The organism is Methylibium sp. (genome assembly GCF_013817345.1).
Classification (GTDB): Bacteria; Pseudomonadota; Gammaproteobacteria; order Burkholderiales; family Burkholderiaceae_C; genus Methylibium.
The window spans coordinates 17,814-32,306 of sequence record NZ_JACDCW010000039.1 but is presented as its reverse complement, the minus strand read 5'-3'; the positions used below and the strand labels follow the sequence as shown (position 1 = coordinate 32,306).

12 protein-coding genes are annotated in these 14,493 nt (G+C 67.3%); 10 read left to right on the top strand and 2 right to left on the bottom strand.

Annotation, left to right across the window (positions count from 1 at the left end):
* The 4 genes from H0W40_RS09505 to zapE all read left to right on the top strand — a co-directional run.
* A partial coding sequence (locus tag H0W40_RS09505) for a thiamine pyrophosphate-dependent enzyme (protein WP_292445626.1) occupies positions 1 to 1,530 on the top strand: 1,530 nt, incomplete at its 5' end.
* A gap of 114 nt (positions 1,531 to 1,644) precedes the next feature.
* Positions 1,645 to 2,955, top strand: coding sequence for a 2-oxoglutarate dehydrogenase complex dihydrolipoyllysine-residue succinyltransferase (gene odhB, locus H0W40_RS09500; RefSeq protein ID WP_292445624.1), 1,311 nt, complete (start codon positions 1,645 to 1,647; stop codon positions 2,953 to 2,955).
* Positions 2,956 to 2,965: 10 nt separating this feature from the next.
* Positions 2,966 to 4,396, top strand: coding sequence for a dihydrolipoyl dehydrogenase (lpdA, locus tag H0W40_RS09495; protein WP_292445622.1), 1,431 nt, complete (start codon positions 2,966 to 2,968; stop codon positions 4,394 to 4,396).
* Between the two features lie 129 nt (positions 4,397 to 4,525).
* On the top strand, positions 4,526 to 5,704 hold the full coding sequence (zapE, locus tag H0W40_RS09490) for a cell division protein ZapE (RefSeq protein WP_292445620.1): 1,179 nt from the start codon (positions 4,526 to 4,528) through the stop codon (positions 5,702 to 5,704).
* Positions 5,705 to 5,780: 76 nt separating this feature from the next.
* On the opposite strand, the gene H0W40_RS09485 is transcribed toward zapE, so the two are convergent.
* Complete coding sequence (locus H0W40_RS09485) at positions 5,781 to 6,548, bottom strand: protein phosphatase 2C domain-containing protein (protein WP_292445619.1); 768 nt, start codon at positions 6,546 to 6,548, stop codon at positions 5,781 to 5,783.
* Positions 6,549 to 6,612: 64 nt separating this feature from the next.
* On the opposite strand from H0W40_RS09485, the gene H0W40_RS09480 reads away from it, so the two are divergent.
* The gene (locus H0W40_RS09480; RefSeq protein ID WP_292445617.1) at positions 6,613 to 6,816 is read left to right on the top strand and encodes a YdcH family protein; all 204 of its coding nucleotides are present in this window, start codon (positions 6,613 to 6,615) and stop codon (positions 6,814 to 6,816) included.
* Between the two features lie 100 nt (positions 6,817 to 6,916).
* Positions 6,917 to 8,905 (top strand): ATP-dependent DNA helicase, encoded by a 1,989-nt coding sequence (locus tag H0W40_RS09475; RefSeq protein WP_292445615.1) that lies wholly within the window; start codon positions 6,917 to 6,919, stop codon positions 8,903 to 8,905.
* Positions 8,906 to 8,909: 4 nt separating this feature from the next.
* On the opposite strand, the gene H0W40_RS09470 is transcribed toward H0W40_RS09475, so the two are convergent.
* Positions 8,910 to 9,716, bottom strand: a complete 807-nt coding sequence (locus H0W40_RS09470) for an outer membrane protein assembly factor BamD (RefSeq protein ID WP_292445613.1) — start codon at positions 9,714 to 9,716, stop codon at positions 8,910 to 8,912.
* A gap of 81 nt (positions 9,717 to 9,797) precedes the next feature.
* Between H0W40_RS09470 and H0W40_RS09465 the strand changes: the two genes are divergently transcribed.
* From H0W40_RS09465 to ndk, 4 genes are all read left to right on the top strand, one after another.
* Positions 9,798 to 10,841, top strand: coding sequence for an RluA family pseudouridine synthase (locus tag H0W40_RS09465; protein WP_292445611.1), 1,044 nt, complete (start codon positions 9,798 to 9,800; stop codon positions 10,839 to 10,841).
* A gap of 223 nt (positions 10,842 to 11,064) precedes the next feature.
* The gene (gene scpB / locus H0W40_RS09460) at positions 11,065 to 11,820 is read left to right on the top strand and encodes an SMC-Scp complex subunit ScpB (RefSeq protein ID WP_292445609.1); all 756 of its coding nucleotides are present in this window, start codon (positions 11,065 to 11,067) and stop codon (positions 11,818 to 11,820) included.
* A complete protein-coding gene (locus H0W40_RS09455; protein WP_292445608.1) occupies positions 11,817 to 13,985 on the top strand; it encodes a pseudouridine synthase in 2,169 nt (722 codons plus the stop codon). Before scpB ends, H0W40_RS09455 begins: the two co-directional genes overlap by 4 nt.
* A 75-nt stretch (positions 13,986 to 14,060) precedes the next feature.
* Positions 14,061 to 14,486 carry a nucleoside-diphosphate kinase gene (gene ndk / locus H0W40_RS09450; protein WP_292445606.1) on the top strand — a complete coding sequence of 142 codons (426 nt, stop codon included), beginning with the start codon at positions 14,061 to 14,063 and terminating at the stop codon, positions 14,484 to 14,486.
* Positions 14,487 to 14,493: the final 7 nt, after the last annotated feature.

Sequence of the window (14,493 nt, the reverse complement as noted above, 5' to 3'; positions counted from 1 at the left end):
GACTACCGCCAGGAGTTCAACAAGGACGTGGTGGTCGACATCATCTGCTTCCGCAAGCTGGGTCACAACGAGCAGGACACGCCCTCGATGACCCAGCCGCTGATGTACAAGAAGATCGCGGCGCATGGCGGCACGCGCAAGCTGTATGCGGACAAGCTGGTGACTCAGGGCACCCTGAAGCCCGAGCAGCCCGACGAGATGGTCAAGGCCTACCGCGCCGCGATGGAAGCCGGCCGGCACACCACCGATCCGGTGCTCACCAACTACAAGAGCAAGTACGCGGTCGACTGGTCGCCCTACCTGAACAAGAAGTGGACCGACGCGGCCGACACCGCGCTGCCGCTGGCCGAGATCAAGCGACTGGCCGAGCGCATCACCACCGTGCCGGACACCTTCAAGGTCCATCCGCTGGTCGAGAAGGTGCTGGCCGACCGCGCCGCCATGGGTCGGGGCGACATCAACGTCGACTGGGGCATGGGCGAGCACCTCGCCTACGCTTCGCTGGTGGCGAGCGGCTACCCGGTGCGCTTGTCGGGCGAAGACTGCGGGCGCGGCACCTTCACTCACCGCCATTCGGTGCTGCACGACCAGAACCGCGAGAAGTGGGACGAGGGCACCTGGACGCCGCTGCAGCACGTGGCCGAAGGCCAGGCGCCGTTCACGGTGATCGACTCGATTCTCTCGGAGGAAGCGGTCCTCGGCTTCGAGTACGGCTACGCCTCGGCCGACCCGAACACGCTGACCGTCTGGGAAGCGCAGTTCGGCGACTTCGTCAACGGCGCGCAAGTCGTCATCGACCAGTTCATCGCCTCGGGCGAGGTGAAGTGGGGCCGCTCCAACGGCCTGACCTTGCTGCTGCCGCACGGCTACGAAGGCCAGGGCCCGGAACACAGTTCGGCGCGCCTGGAGCGCTTCATGCAGTTGGCCGCCGACAACAACATGCAGATCTGTCAGCCGACCACGGCCAGCCAGATCTTCCACCTGCTGCGCCGCCAGCAGGTGCGCATGTTCAGGAAGCCGCTGATCATCATGACGCCCAAGTCGCTCCTGCGGAACAAGGACGCGACCTCGCCGCTGGCCGAGTTCACGCGCGGCGAGTTCCGCACCGTGATCGGCCCCTCGCGGCCCGATCTCGACCCCGCCAAGGTGAAGCGAATCATTGCCTGCTCGGGCAAGGTGGCCTACGACCTGATCAAGCGGCGCGACGAGAAGAAGGCCATGGACGTGGCGATCCTGCGGGTCGAGCAGCTCTATCCCTTCCCGCACAAGGCTTTCGCTGCCGAGCTGAAGAAGTTTCCGGGCGCCAACGAGATCGTGTGGTGCCAGGACGAGCCGCAGAACCAGGGCGCGTGGTTCTTCGTGCAGCACTACATCCACGAGAACATGGTCGATGGCCAGAAGCTCGGCTACGCCGGCCGGCCGGCCTCGGCCTCGCCGGCGGTGGGCTATGCGCACCTGCACCAGGAGCAGCAAAAGGCCCTGCTCGACCAGGCCTACGGCAAGCTCAAGGGCTTCGTTCTCACCAAATAGGCTTATTGCGGCGCATTCGCGCCGCAATAAGTCGCTGCGTTCGACCGGCCGCAGGCCGGTCAACGCCGCGGGACCGGGGTGATACCTCGGCCGAACCCTCTAAGAAAGCATTTCATGGCGATCATCGAAGTCAAGGTTCCGCAGTTGTCCGAGTCTGTTGCCGAGGCGACCTTGCTGCAGTGGAAGAAGAAGCCGGGCGAGCCGGTCGAGATGGACGAGATCCTGATCGAGATCGAGACCGACAAGGTCGTGCTCGAAGTGCCGTCACCGGCTGCGGGCGTGGTCGCGCAGCTCGTCAAGAACGACGGCGAGAGCTGCGTCAGCGACGAAGTCATCGCCAAGATCGATACCGAAGGCAAGGCGTCGACGGGCGGCGAAGACCAGATCAAGGCGGTGCCGCCGGGTGAGCCCGCGCCGGGTACCAAGCCCGGTTTGTCTGCGGACGTGGCCGCTGCCGCCCAGACCAAGAGCGACATCGCCATGCCGGCGGCGGCCAAGCTGATGGCCGAAAAAGATCTGTCTGCCGGCACGGTGACCGGCACGGGTAAGGACGGCCGCGTCACCAAGGGCGACGTGCTGGGTGCGCTCGAAGGGGGTGCGAAGGCGAGCGCCGCACCGGCCGCTGCTGCCCAGACGGCTGCGCCAGCGCCGAAAGCTGCCCAGTCCCCCCCGGCCAAACCGGCGCTTCCTCAGGTCAGTGCCCCGCCGGCGCCCAAGCTGAGCGAGCGTCCCGAGCAGCGCGTACCGATGTCGCGGCTGCGCGCGCGCGTCGCCGAGCGGCTGCTGCAGTCCCAGTCGTCCAACGCCATCCTGACCACCTTCAACGAGGTCAACATGGCCCCGGTGATGGAGATGCGCAAGCGCTTCCAGGAGAAGTTCGAGAAGGAGCACGGCGTCAAGATCGGCTTCATGAGCTTCTTCGTGAAGGCCGCGGTGGCGGCGCTCAAGAAATACCCGGTCATCAACGCCAGCGTCGACGGCAACGACATCGTCTATCACGGCTACTTCGACATCGGCATTGCCGTCGGATCGCCGCGCGGCCTGGTGGTGCCGATCCTGCGCAATGCCGACCAGATGAGCTTCGCCGACATCGAGAAGAAGATCGCCGAGTTCGGCCAGAAGGCCAGGGACGGCAAGCTCTCGCTCGACGACCTGACGGGCGGCACCTTTTCCATCAGCAACGGCGGCGTGTTCGGCTCGATGCTCTCCACGCCCATCATCAACCCGCCGCAAAGCGCCATCCTCGGTGTGCACGCCACCAAGGACCGTGCCGTGGTCGAGAACGGGCAAGTCGTGGTGCGGCCGATCAACTACCTGGCGATGAGCTACGACCACCGCATCATCGACGGGCGCGAGGCGGTGCTCGGCCTGGTGGCCATGAAGGAAGCGCTGGAAGATCCTGCGCGCCTGCTGTTCGACATCTGAGGCCGCGACGATGAGCAACAAACAGTTCGACGTCGTCGTCATCGGCGCCGGTCCCGGCGGCTACATCGCGGCAATCCGCGCGGCGCAGCTCGGCTTCAACACCGCCTGCGTTGACGAGTGGAAAAACGAAAAAGGCGGCCCGGCACCGGGCGGCACCTGCACCAACGTCGGCTGCATCCCGAGCAAGGCGCTGCTGCAGTCGAGCGAGCACTTCGAGCATGCGGGCCACGGCTTCGCGGCGCACGGCATCGGTGTCGGCGAATTGAGCCTCGACTTGTCGAAGATGCTCGGCCGCAAGAACGCGGTCGTGAAGCAGAACAACGACGGCATCCTGTATCTCTTCAAGAAGAACAAGGTGACGTTCTTTCACGGCCGCGGCTCCTTTGCCAAGGCGGGCGAGGGCGGCTACGAGATCGCCGTCGCCGGCGCAGCGCCCGAAACCATCACCGCCAAGCACGTCATCGTCGCCACGGGTTCGAACGCGCGCGCACTGCCCGGCGCATCCTTCGACGAGGACCGCATCCTCAGCAACGACGGCGCGCTGCGCATTGCGGCGGTACCCAAGCGACTCGGCCTGATCGGCGCCGGCGTCATCGGCCTGGAGATGGGTTCGGTATGGCGGCGGCTCGGTGCGGAAGTGACCGTTCTGGAGGCGCTGCCGAGCTTTCTGGGTGCAGTCGATGAGCAGATCGCCAAGGAAGCGCACCGCGCCTTCACCAAGCAGGGTCTGAAGATCGAACTGGGCGTGAAGATCAGCGAAGTGAAAGCCAGCGAAGGAGGCGTGAGCGTCGCCTATGCCGATGCCAAGGGCGGCGCAAAGACGCTCGAAGTCGACAAGCTGATCGTCTCGATCGGACGCGTCGCCAACACCACCGGCCTGAACGCCGAGTCGGTCGGCCTTAAGCTCGACGAACGCGGCGCCATCGCGGTGGACGACGATTGCCGCACCAACCTGCCCAACGTCTGGGCGGTCGGCGACGTCGTGCGCGGCCCGATGCTTGCGCACAAGGCAGAGGAGGAGGGCGTGGCGGTGGCCGAGCGCATCGCGGGCCAGCACGGGCACGTGAACTTCAACACCATCCCATGGGTGATCTACACCTCGCCCGAGATCGCCTGGGTCGGGCAGACCGAGCAGCAGTTGAAGAGCGCGGGGCGCGCCTACAAGGCCGGCAGCTTCCCTTTCCTGGCCAACGGCCGCGCGCGCGCGCTCGGCGACACGACCGGCATGGTGAAGATGCTGGCCGACGCCAAGACCGACGAGATCCTCGGCGTGCACATCGTCGGCCCGATGGCCAGCGAGCTGATCGCCGAAGCGGTGGTGGCGATGGAGTTCAAGGCCAGCAGCGAGGATCTCGCCCGCATCTGCCACGCGCATCCGAGCCTGAGCGAGGCGATGAAGGAAGCCGCGCTGGCGGTCGACAAGCGCACGCTCAATTTCTGAGTCGTCCGAGCATCGGCTGCCGCGGATGCCGCAGCGCTCCGCGATCAGCCGCCGGTTCGGCTTCCGGTTGGCAGCGACCTGCGCTGCCGTGTCCCGTTTCGCCGCCCGCCGGCCCTAGCATCAGCGCCCATGGCCGTTCGCGACCTCTACCTGCGCACGCTCGCCGAACGCGGCTACAGCGCCGACGCGGCCCAGTTGCGCGCGATCGACGCGCTCGAGCGCTGCGAGCACGAATGGGCCGACTACAAGGCTCGGCGCAGCAACACCATCGGCAAGCTGATGCTGCAGGCGTCGCGGCAAGCTCCGGGCGACGGCGCCGCCCAAGCGCGAGAGCCGGCCTTGCGGCGGCTCGGCGACTGGCTGGTCCGCCCGCCGATCCCGCGCGGCGTGTACATGCACGGCGGCGTCGGCCGCGGCAAGAGCTTCCTGATGGACTGCTTCTTCCAGGCGGTGCCGCTGAGGCGCAAGACACGGCTGCACTTTCACGAGTTCATGCGCGAGGTGCATCGTGAACTGCAGGATCTCAAGGGCACGGCCGACCCGCTCGACGAACTCGGCCGGCGCATTGCGCGGCGCTTCCGGCTCATCTGCTTCGACGAGTTCTTCGTGGCCGACGTCACCGACGCGATGATCCTGCACCGGCTGCTCGCGGCATTGTTCGCCAACCGCGTGAGCATCGTCGCCACGTCCAACTTCCATCCGCAAGCGCTCTATCCGAACGGCCTGCACCGCGAGCGCATCCTGCCCGCGATCGCGCTACTGGAGGAGCGGCTCCAGGTGATCAGCGTCGATGCCGGCATCGACTACCGGCAGCGCACGCTCGCCACTGTCGCGCTGTACCACACGCCGCTGGGGCCCGATGCCGACGCCGCAATGGCACAGACCTTCGAACGCCTGGCGGAGGCGCGGGACGAGAGTCCGCTGTTGCGCATCGAGCAGCGCGAGATTCGCGCCCTTCGCCGTGCCGGCGGTGTGGTGTGGTTCGACTTCAAGGAGCTTTGCGGCGGCCCGCGCTCGCAGAACGACTATCTCGAACTGGCCACCCAGTTCCACACGGTGCTGCTGTCGAACGTGCCGGCGATGTCGCCGCGCCACGCCTCCGAGGCCCGGCGCTTCACCTGGCTGGTCGACGTGCTCTACGATCGGCGCGTGAAGCTCGTGCTCTCCGCCGCCGCGCCGCCCGAGCAGCTCTACACCGAGGGGCCGCTCGCACACGAGTTTCCGCGCACGGAGTCGAGATTGCGAGAGATGCAGTCGGCCGAGTTCCTGGCTTTGGCACGGCGCGATGTCGACACAGGGTTGACATGAGCCGCACGGGCTTTCATCTGCGGAACGTGTCTTGCCGGTCAACGCGACGCTCTGCGTATCGCCGCATCAGCGGGGCTCAGTCGATGGCTTCCATGCGCACCAGCGCGAGCGACAGGTTGTCGCCGCCGCCGCGAGCGCGATGGCGCGCCTTGCCGATGAGCATCTCGCCGGCCTCGCGCGGGGGCAGCGCATGCACGATCGCGCCGAGCTCTCGCGGAGTGAAGTAGTGCCAGAGACCGTCGCTGCACATCAGCAGGCTGTCGCCCGGTTCGAGCCGGTCGATGTGGTGCAGGCTGACGGGCGGCTCGCTGTGCGTTCCCAGACACCCGGTCAGCAGGTTGGACTGAGGGTGCGTGTTGGCCTCGTCCTCGGAGATCTGGCCTTCGTCGACCAGGCGCTGCACGAAGGAGTGGTCCTTGGTGCGCGTGAGCATCTCCGGCCCGCGGAAGTGATAAACGCGCGAGTCGCCTGCATGAATCACATCGCATGCCCGCGAAGGACCGATCAGTAAGGCAGCCACGGTGCTGTGCGGCTCTTCCTCGGCGGTCATCGCGGTCAGCTTGATCATCAGGTGCGACTCCAGCACCAGTTGCTTGAGCGCTTCGGCCGGGTCGTCGCGGCTGGGCGTGTAGCGCTCGAAAAGTTGCGCTGCGGTGAGCAGCACCTGGTCCGCCGCCTTGCGACCGCCGCTTTTGCCGCCCATGCCGTCGGCGACCACCGCAAGCAGGCACCCGGGTACGCGCGCATGCGCCATCACGCTGACCTGATCTTGCTGGTAGGCGCGGTCTCCGCGGTGCAGGCCGGTGGCGGCGGCGAGTCGGTAACCGGGAGTCGCGGGGGTCATATTCGAAAACTATAAACGCGATGATCGAGGCCCGATTGGCGGAAAATCACGCCAAAGGCTCCCGATGAACGACAACCTGCACTCGCCGCAACGCCGGCTGATCGAACTGCGCATCGAGCATGCCGACCTCGACAGCCTCATCGATCTGATGCCACTCGATCTGCCGCGTGACGATCTCGCGCTGCGCCGCTTGAAGAAGCGGCGACTGTGCCTGCGCGACACGATCGCTACGCTGGAAGCGCGACTGAGTCCGCCCGAGCCGGCATGAGGCTCGCCGGCGGTGCGCTGCTTTGCGGCGAGCTGCAAGCCCGGTTCGCGGCCCGGTCCGACGCCGCAGCGGCCGAACCAAGCCACCCTGTTGACAAGGCATGCCCGTGAGCCCGCTGCAAGACGCCGTGACAGCTGTTTTCGCGGCAGGCGGCACGCTCTCGCGCACGGAAACCCAGTACCGCGAACGCGGTGCGCAGCTCGAACTGGCCCTCGCCGTGGCCGATGCGATCGACCAGCGCAGCGTGCTGGCGGCCGAGGCAGGCACCGGCGTCGGCAAGACCTTCGCATATCTCGTGCCGGTGCTGCTGTCGGGCGCACGCGGGCTCATCAGCACGGCCACCAAGAGTTTGCAGGACCAGCTTTTCCTCCGTGATCTACCCCGCTTGCGCGAGGCCTTGAGCCTGCCGGTGACGGTCGCCTTGCTCAAGGGCCGCGCCAGCTACCTGTGCCTGCAGCGGCTCGGGCAGGCACGTCAGTCCACACAGTTTTCCGATCGCTTCGCGCTGCGCAGCCTGGCGCGCATCGAGGAATGGGCGCAGCGCACGTCGAGTGGCGATCTGGCCGAGCTCGAAGGCCTGGATGAACGCTCACCGGTGATCCCGCTGGTCAGCTCGACGCGGGAGAACTGCCTCGGCGGCGACTGTCCGCAGTACCGTGCTTGCCACGTGATGAAGGCGCGGCGCGAGGCGATGGCGGCCGACCTCGTCGTTGTCAACCATCACCTGTTCTTTGCCGATCTGGCTTTGCGCGACACCGGCATGGCCGAACTGCTGCCATCAGTTGACGTGGCAGTGTTCGACGAAGCTCACCAACTCGCCGAGGCAGGCATCGCTTTTCTCGGCGACACCCTGGGCACTGCGCAGCTTTTCGATTTCGCGCGCGACTTGCTCGCCGTGGGGCTGGCGCAAGCACGCGGGCTGCAGGATTGGCAGGCACTCGCCCAAGCGTGCGAGCACGCCGCGCGCGAACTGCGGCTCGTGGCCGCGGGGCCGCTACAGGGCAGCGGCGCCCGGGGCAGCCTCAAGCTGCGCTGGGACGAGCGCGCGGGGCGCGAAGATTTTCGACAGGCGCTAGCGGACTTGGGCGTCGCATGCGGCGAGGCCGCAGCCGCGCTGGACGCCGTGGCCGACATCTCGCCTGACTTCAGCAAGCTGGCCGAGCGCGCGCAAATTCTGGCTAGCCGTGCACAGCGTTTCAGCGAAGCGGCCGAGCCGGGCCGCGTGCGCTGGATCGACCTGATGGCGCAGTCACTGCGGCTCGTAGAGTCGCCGCTCGACGTGCGAGACGCGATGCGCGAGCGGATCGCCGCGGCGCCCAAGGCGTGGATCTTCACTTCGGCCACGCTCGGAGCCGACGAACGCTTGCGCTGGTTCACCGAGCAGACCGGCCTGGACGACGCGCGCACCCTGCGCGTGGACAGCCCGTTCGACTATCCCTTGAATGCCCGGCTCTATGTGCCGGCGCGTTTTCCGAAACCCGTCGATCCCGGCCACGCACCGGCTGTCGCCCGGCTGGCTGCGGCCTGCGCGCGCGCGGCCGGCGGGCGCACCTTCGTTCTCACCACAACCTTGCGCGCCTTGACCGCCGTGGCCGACGCGCTGCAGGCGGACTTCGACGGCGACGCCGAGCCGATCGTCGTACTGACGCAGGGCAGCGCGCCCAAGCGTCAGTTGCTGCAGCGCTTCATCGACACGCCGCGAGCCGTGCTGGTCGGCTCGCAGAGTTTCTGGGAGGGCATCGACGTGTCAGGCGAGGCGCTGCAGTGCGTGATCATCGACAAGCTGCCGTTTCCGCCGCCGAACGATCCGCTGGTTGAGGCCAGAGTCAAGCGCCTCGAAGCGGAGGGCCGCAACGCCTTCAACGACTATTTCGTCGCCGAGGCAGCCGTGTCACTGAAGCAAGGCGCCGGCCGGCTGATCCGCAGCGAAACCGACCGCGGCCTGCTGGTGATCTGCGATCCCCGCATGACCGCGATGGGCTACGGCCAGAAGCTCCGCCGGGCGTTGCCACCGATGCAGCCCTTGCACGAGGAGAGCGAAGCGCTGGCTTGGTTGGGCGAGATCGCGGCCTTGCCCGCCATGTGGTGATCGTCTACCACAGCTGCCACCACGGTTTGTCTGCAGCGGCAAAGCCTTCCGTGACGTAGCTCGATTGCGGAAAGCTTTGCGTCAGGACGCGCCGGGCGTCGTCGCGCAGATCGGGCAGCGACAACCGGTCGTAGGCGAGGGTCATGATGAAGAGCGCTTCCTCCGTGGCCGGGGCGCTCTGAAATTCCTGCACCGCCTGCTGGGCGCGATTGGCTGCGGCGACGTAAGCACCTCGCCGGTAGTAGTAGCGGGCCACGTGCACTTCGTACTGCGCCAGGGTGTTGACGATGTAGTTCATGCGCAGTTGCGCATCGGGGGCGTACTTCGAATCGGGGAACTGCTGCACGAGTTGCTTGAAGCTCTGGTAGGCGTCGCGCGAGGCGCGTTGGTCGCGCTCGGACAGATCCTGCCGCGCCAGGTTGCCGAGCAGACCGAGGTTCTCGTTGAAGTTGATCAAGCCTTGAAGGTAGTAGGCGTAGTCGAGCGCGGGGCTGCTCGGGTGCAGTTTGATGAAGCGCTCGATCGTCGTCTCGGCTTGTGCCTTCTCGCCACTTCGATAGAAGGCGTAGGCCAGGTCGAGCTGCGCCTGTTGAGCCAGCGGCGTGCCGGCCGCGCGCGCCTCCAACCGTCCATAAAGCATGGTGGCCCGTTCCCAGTTGCCGACCGAAGCTTCGTCCTTCGCCTCTCCGTACAATTTCTCCGTCGACATGCCCGCGGTTTCATCGGTCGGCGTGGTGTTGCAGCCGGCGAGCACCAAGCCGAGCAGGGTGGCGAGCGCCACGCGAGACGCGCCGATTGCAGCGCGCTGCATGCCGGTCGAACAAGGTCGGATCAGAGTCATTACCAGCAGGCGGCGCGAGTGCGGCCGCGGTTGAAAGCACCCGAAAATTATATGACCGCCCCCTGCGAACGCCCGGGAATTGCCCCTGCGCGGCACCCGCCGCAGCCAGCGCCGACCGCGGCCGGTTCGCCGGACGACTGGAGCGCCGTCGAGGAGCCTGCCGAGGTCGGCCCGGCCGAAGTGGAGCAGCGCAGCAAGCGCGTCGATGCGCGCACGCATGGCGAGCGGCTCGACAAGTGGCTGGTCGGTCTTGCCGGCGAGTTTTCGCGCAGTCACTTGCAAACGCTGATCGAAGGCGGACAGGTGAGCGTGGAAGGGCAGGTCGTCACGGCGTGCGCGCGACGCGTCACGGCCGGCCAGCTCATTGCCGTCAGCTTGCTGCCGACGCCGGAGAGCCGCGCGTTCCGCGCCGAACCGATGGCACTGGCGGTTGTGTTCGAAGACGCGCACTTGCTGGTTGTCGACAAGCCGGCCGGTCTGGTGGTGCATCCCGCGCCGGGCAACTGGTCTGGCACGCTCCTGAATGGCCTGCTCGCCTATCACGCCGGCGCGGCAACGCTGCCGCGCGCAGGCATCGTGCACCGGCTCGACAAGGACACCAGCGGGCTGATGGTCGTTGCCAAGACCCTGCCGGCAATGACCGCCCTGGTGCGCGCCATCGCCGCGCGTGAAGTGCGCCGCGAGTACCTGGCGTTGGTGCATGGCGTCCCGCGCCAGCCGGTCTTCAGCATCGACTCGGCTGTGGGCCGCGATCCGGTGTCGCGGGTGCGCATGGCAGTGGTGGCGGGCGGCAAGCCGGCGCGCACCGATGTCGCTTTGCTGGCCGCCGGCGACGCTGTCAGTGCGCTGCGTTGCACCCTTCATACCGGCCGCACTCATCAGATTCGCGTTCACCTCGCTTCTCGTGGGCATGCGCTCATCGCCGATGCGCTGTATGGCGGTCGTCCGGCGCTCGGCCTGACGCGACAGGCGCTGCACGCCGAGCGGCTGGGATTTGCGCATCCTGCCGACGGCGCCGCAGTGCAGTTTGTCGCGCCTTTACCCGCCGACCTGCAGGCGGCTTGGCGGCAAATCGAGGCGCATGCGTCAGGCTGAGCCGGGTCCGATACAATCGGTCTACCGGGCTGTTGAAGCCCGTACCGGTCGCCTGCTTCGGCCCGACCGGCCCCGACCGCCGCACGGTCCCCCGCGAAACAGACGAAAGCCCGGCCCGCAGCGGGCCCCGCGATGGCGCAGCCGCCGCGCCTGCCTAGAAGCCGGCGCAGTTCCGACTCCCTTGCATGCCGGTCACGACCCGGCCAGGACGACAGACGGATTCATGAACACACAGGATGCAAAGCGCGTCCTCGAGACCGCGCTCATCTGCGCGCAGCAGCCGCTGCCGTTGCGCGAGCTGCGCCTGCTCTTCGATGAGCAACTCGGCGCCGATACCTTGCGCAGCCTGCTCGACGAACTGATGCAAGACTGGCAGGGCCGCGGAGTCGAGCTGGTTGCGCTGGCCAGCGGCTGGCGTTTTCAGAGCCGTCCCGAACTGCGGCCCTGGCTCGACCGGCTGCACCCTGAAAAGCCGCCGAAGTACTCGCGCGCCACGCTGGAAACGCTGGCCATCATTGCGTATCGCCAGCCGGTGACGCGCGGCGATATCGAGGACATCCGGGGCGTCACCGTCAACAGCCAGTTGCTCAAGCAGCTCGAAGATCGCGGTTGGGTCGAAAGCATTGGTCATCGCGAGACGCCGGGCCGCCCGGCCTTGTTCGCGACGACGCGGCAGTTCCTCGACGATTTGGGCCTTGCTTCGCTGGAGCAGTTGCCGGCCATCGACGGGACACGAATGGCCGCTGTAATGGCCGAAGCCGTTCCGGGGCAGGCTTGCTTCCTCGAAAACGGCGAGTCCGACGCTTCTGGCGAGGCGGTCGATACCGAGCTCGATGCTGAAGCGGCTTCGCCGGCCGCCCTTGAAGGCGAACGCGCCGCCGCCGAAAGCGCGAGCGCACCCCTGACCGAGAAGGCGAGCGCCTCGGCCGAACCCCCCGCCACACCGCCGGCATCGGCCGGCATGGAACCGCAGACATGAATTCGAACGACAACTTGCCCCGCGAGCCCGCAACCGACGCCGAAACGCCGACCGACACCAGTCCGGACGATGCTGTGGCGCCGGCCAAGCGCCGCCCGCGCAAGGCGGTTGCACCGCTGACCGAGGGCGCTGATGCACCCGCTTCGTCGGCCGTGCAAGAGGATCTGGGGGAGGCGGTGAAACTGCCCCGCCGCCGCAAGCCCAAGGCCGAAGCCGCGGATGGGCCCGTCGGTATCGTTTCGCCAGCCGGCGAGGCGAACGCAGACGCGCCGAGCATCGAGCGCCGGGATGCCGAGGCCGACGCTCACACCGCTGTCGCCGCCCCCCAAGTCGAATCCGGAGCGCTCGCTCAGAACCGCGCTCAGAACCGATCAGAGACGGAAGACACCCAGACAGCGTTGTCTTCTGGGGCGACTCTCGAAGGCGCGGCAAACGAGACCGCCGGCCAAGGCGGCGTTGAAGCGGGTGGCGAGAGCCTCGAGTCCGGCCGCCGCAGCCGCAACCGCCGCCGTGGCCGGGGCAAGGACCGGGCCGAACGCGACGCGCCCGAAGATTCACAGGCCGGCGCCGGTGCGAATACCGACGCAGCCGCGCCCGTCGAGCGGGGGCCGCGCGACACGGCGGTGCTGCCCGATCCGGCAGAAACCGTCGAACGTTTCGCCGAGGTGCTCTCCGGTGCCTACGACGCCGAGCCGCCCGAGGCCGATGATCCGGCCACGCTCGAACAATCGACCAAGCGCGTGCTGCGCCCCGAGCCCGAGGCGCCCAAGCTGCACAAGGTGCTGGCCCAGTCGGGCATCGGTTCACGGCGCGACATGGAGCAACTGATCCAGGACGGCGGCGTTACCGTCAACGACGAGGTCGCGCACATCGGCATGCGCATCTCCTACGGCGACCGCATCAAGGTTTCGGGCAAGCCGGTCAAGGTGCGCATACAAGGCGCGCCGGCGCGTCTGCTGGCCTATCACAAACCGATCGGCGAGGTGGTCAGTTTCAACGATCCGGAAGGCCGGCCCACGGTATTTCGGCGTTTGCCGCGGCTCGAGAACGGCAAGTGGCAATCGGTCGGCCGCCTGGACATCAACACCGAAGGCTTGCTGCTGTTCAGCAACTCGGGTGAACTGGCCAATCAGCTCATGCATCCGCGGTTCGGCATCGAGCGCGAGTACGCGGTTCGAGTGCTCGGCAGCCTCGACGACGAACAGCGCGCGCGCTTGATCGAAGGCGTGCAGGTCGATGGCCAGACCGCCAACTTCAAGAGCATCGAAGACGGCGGCGGAGACGGCGCGAACCGCTGGTACCGCGTCGTCATCACCGAAGGCCGCAACCGGGAGGTTCGAAAGCTGTTCGATACGTTCGGCCTGGCGGTCAGCCGGCTGATCCGCATCCGCTATGGCAGCGTGGTGCTGCCGCGCGGCTTGAAGCGTGGCGTATGGGTGGAACTCGGTGAGCAGGACCTGCGGCGAATTCGCCAGTTCATCGGCGGCGCCCCTCGGGCCGAGGCGCGCGAACCACAGCCCGCCCCGCGCACGGAGCGCGCCGGCGCCCGCAACGGTCGCAATGCCAAACCGGTGAAGGGGGCAGGCCGTGGGCCGCAACCGGCAGCGGGGCGCCAGAACGAACCGCGCGGGCCGCGTCGCGAGCGGGAACCGCGGGAGGCTCGGCCGTACGAGGCAGGGCAAGACGGCGCCGAGGGCTCGGCGCGCGAGCGCGGCGAGGACTTCGGACCGATCCCGAACCCGCTAGAACAAACCTTCGATCGCCGGTTCGCCAAAGGCCCGCGGCGCGGCGGCGCTCAGGGTTTCGGCCATGGCGGCTCCAAACCAGAAGCCGATTTCGGCCCGGCCGGCACCATTCCGAACCCGCTCGAACAGACCTTCGACAAGCGCTTCGTCAAGGGCTCGCAGCGCATCAACGCCGGCTTCGGTCGGCCCGACAACAATGCGCAGGATCCGGCGCCGGGCGGCAAGAAAGGCGGCCCCAAGCAGCCTGATCCCATGCAGACCTCGGTCGGCTACATCGGTGCTGATGCGTACTTCACCAAAGTCGGCGGCAAGCGCAGCGGTGGTGGTGGAGGGGGAGGCGGAGGCGGAGGCGGAGGCGGAGGCGGAGGCGGCCGCGGTGGGCAGGGCGGTGGCGGCCGTTTCGGTGGACGCGGTCGCTAGGCGCACCGTCATCGAGCAGCGCCGACCGACCGCTACAATTCAAGGCTTTGTCTCAAGAGATTTCCGGAGAAGAACATGGCGATCGAACGCACGCTTTCCATCATCAAACCCGACGCGGTCGAAAAGAACGTGATCGGTCAGATCTATGCACGCTTCGAAGCCGCTGGCCTGAAGATCGCGGCCGCACGCATGGCGCATTTGTCGCGTGGTGAGGCCGAGGCTTTTTACGCCGTGCACAAGGCGCGGCCTTTTTTCAAGGACCTGGTCGAGTTCATGATCTCCGGGCCGGTGATGATTCAGGTGCTCGAGGGCGAAGGCGCAATCGCCAAGAACCGTGACCTGATGGGCGCGACCGACCCGAAGAAGGCAGACAAAGGCACGATCCGCGCCGACTTCGCCGACAGCATCGATGCCAACTCCGTGCATGGGTCCGACGCGCCGGAGACGGCCGCCACCGAAGTCGCGTTTTTCTTTCCGGCCATGAGCGTCTACAGCCGTTGAGCCAGAC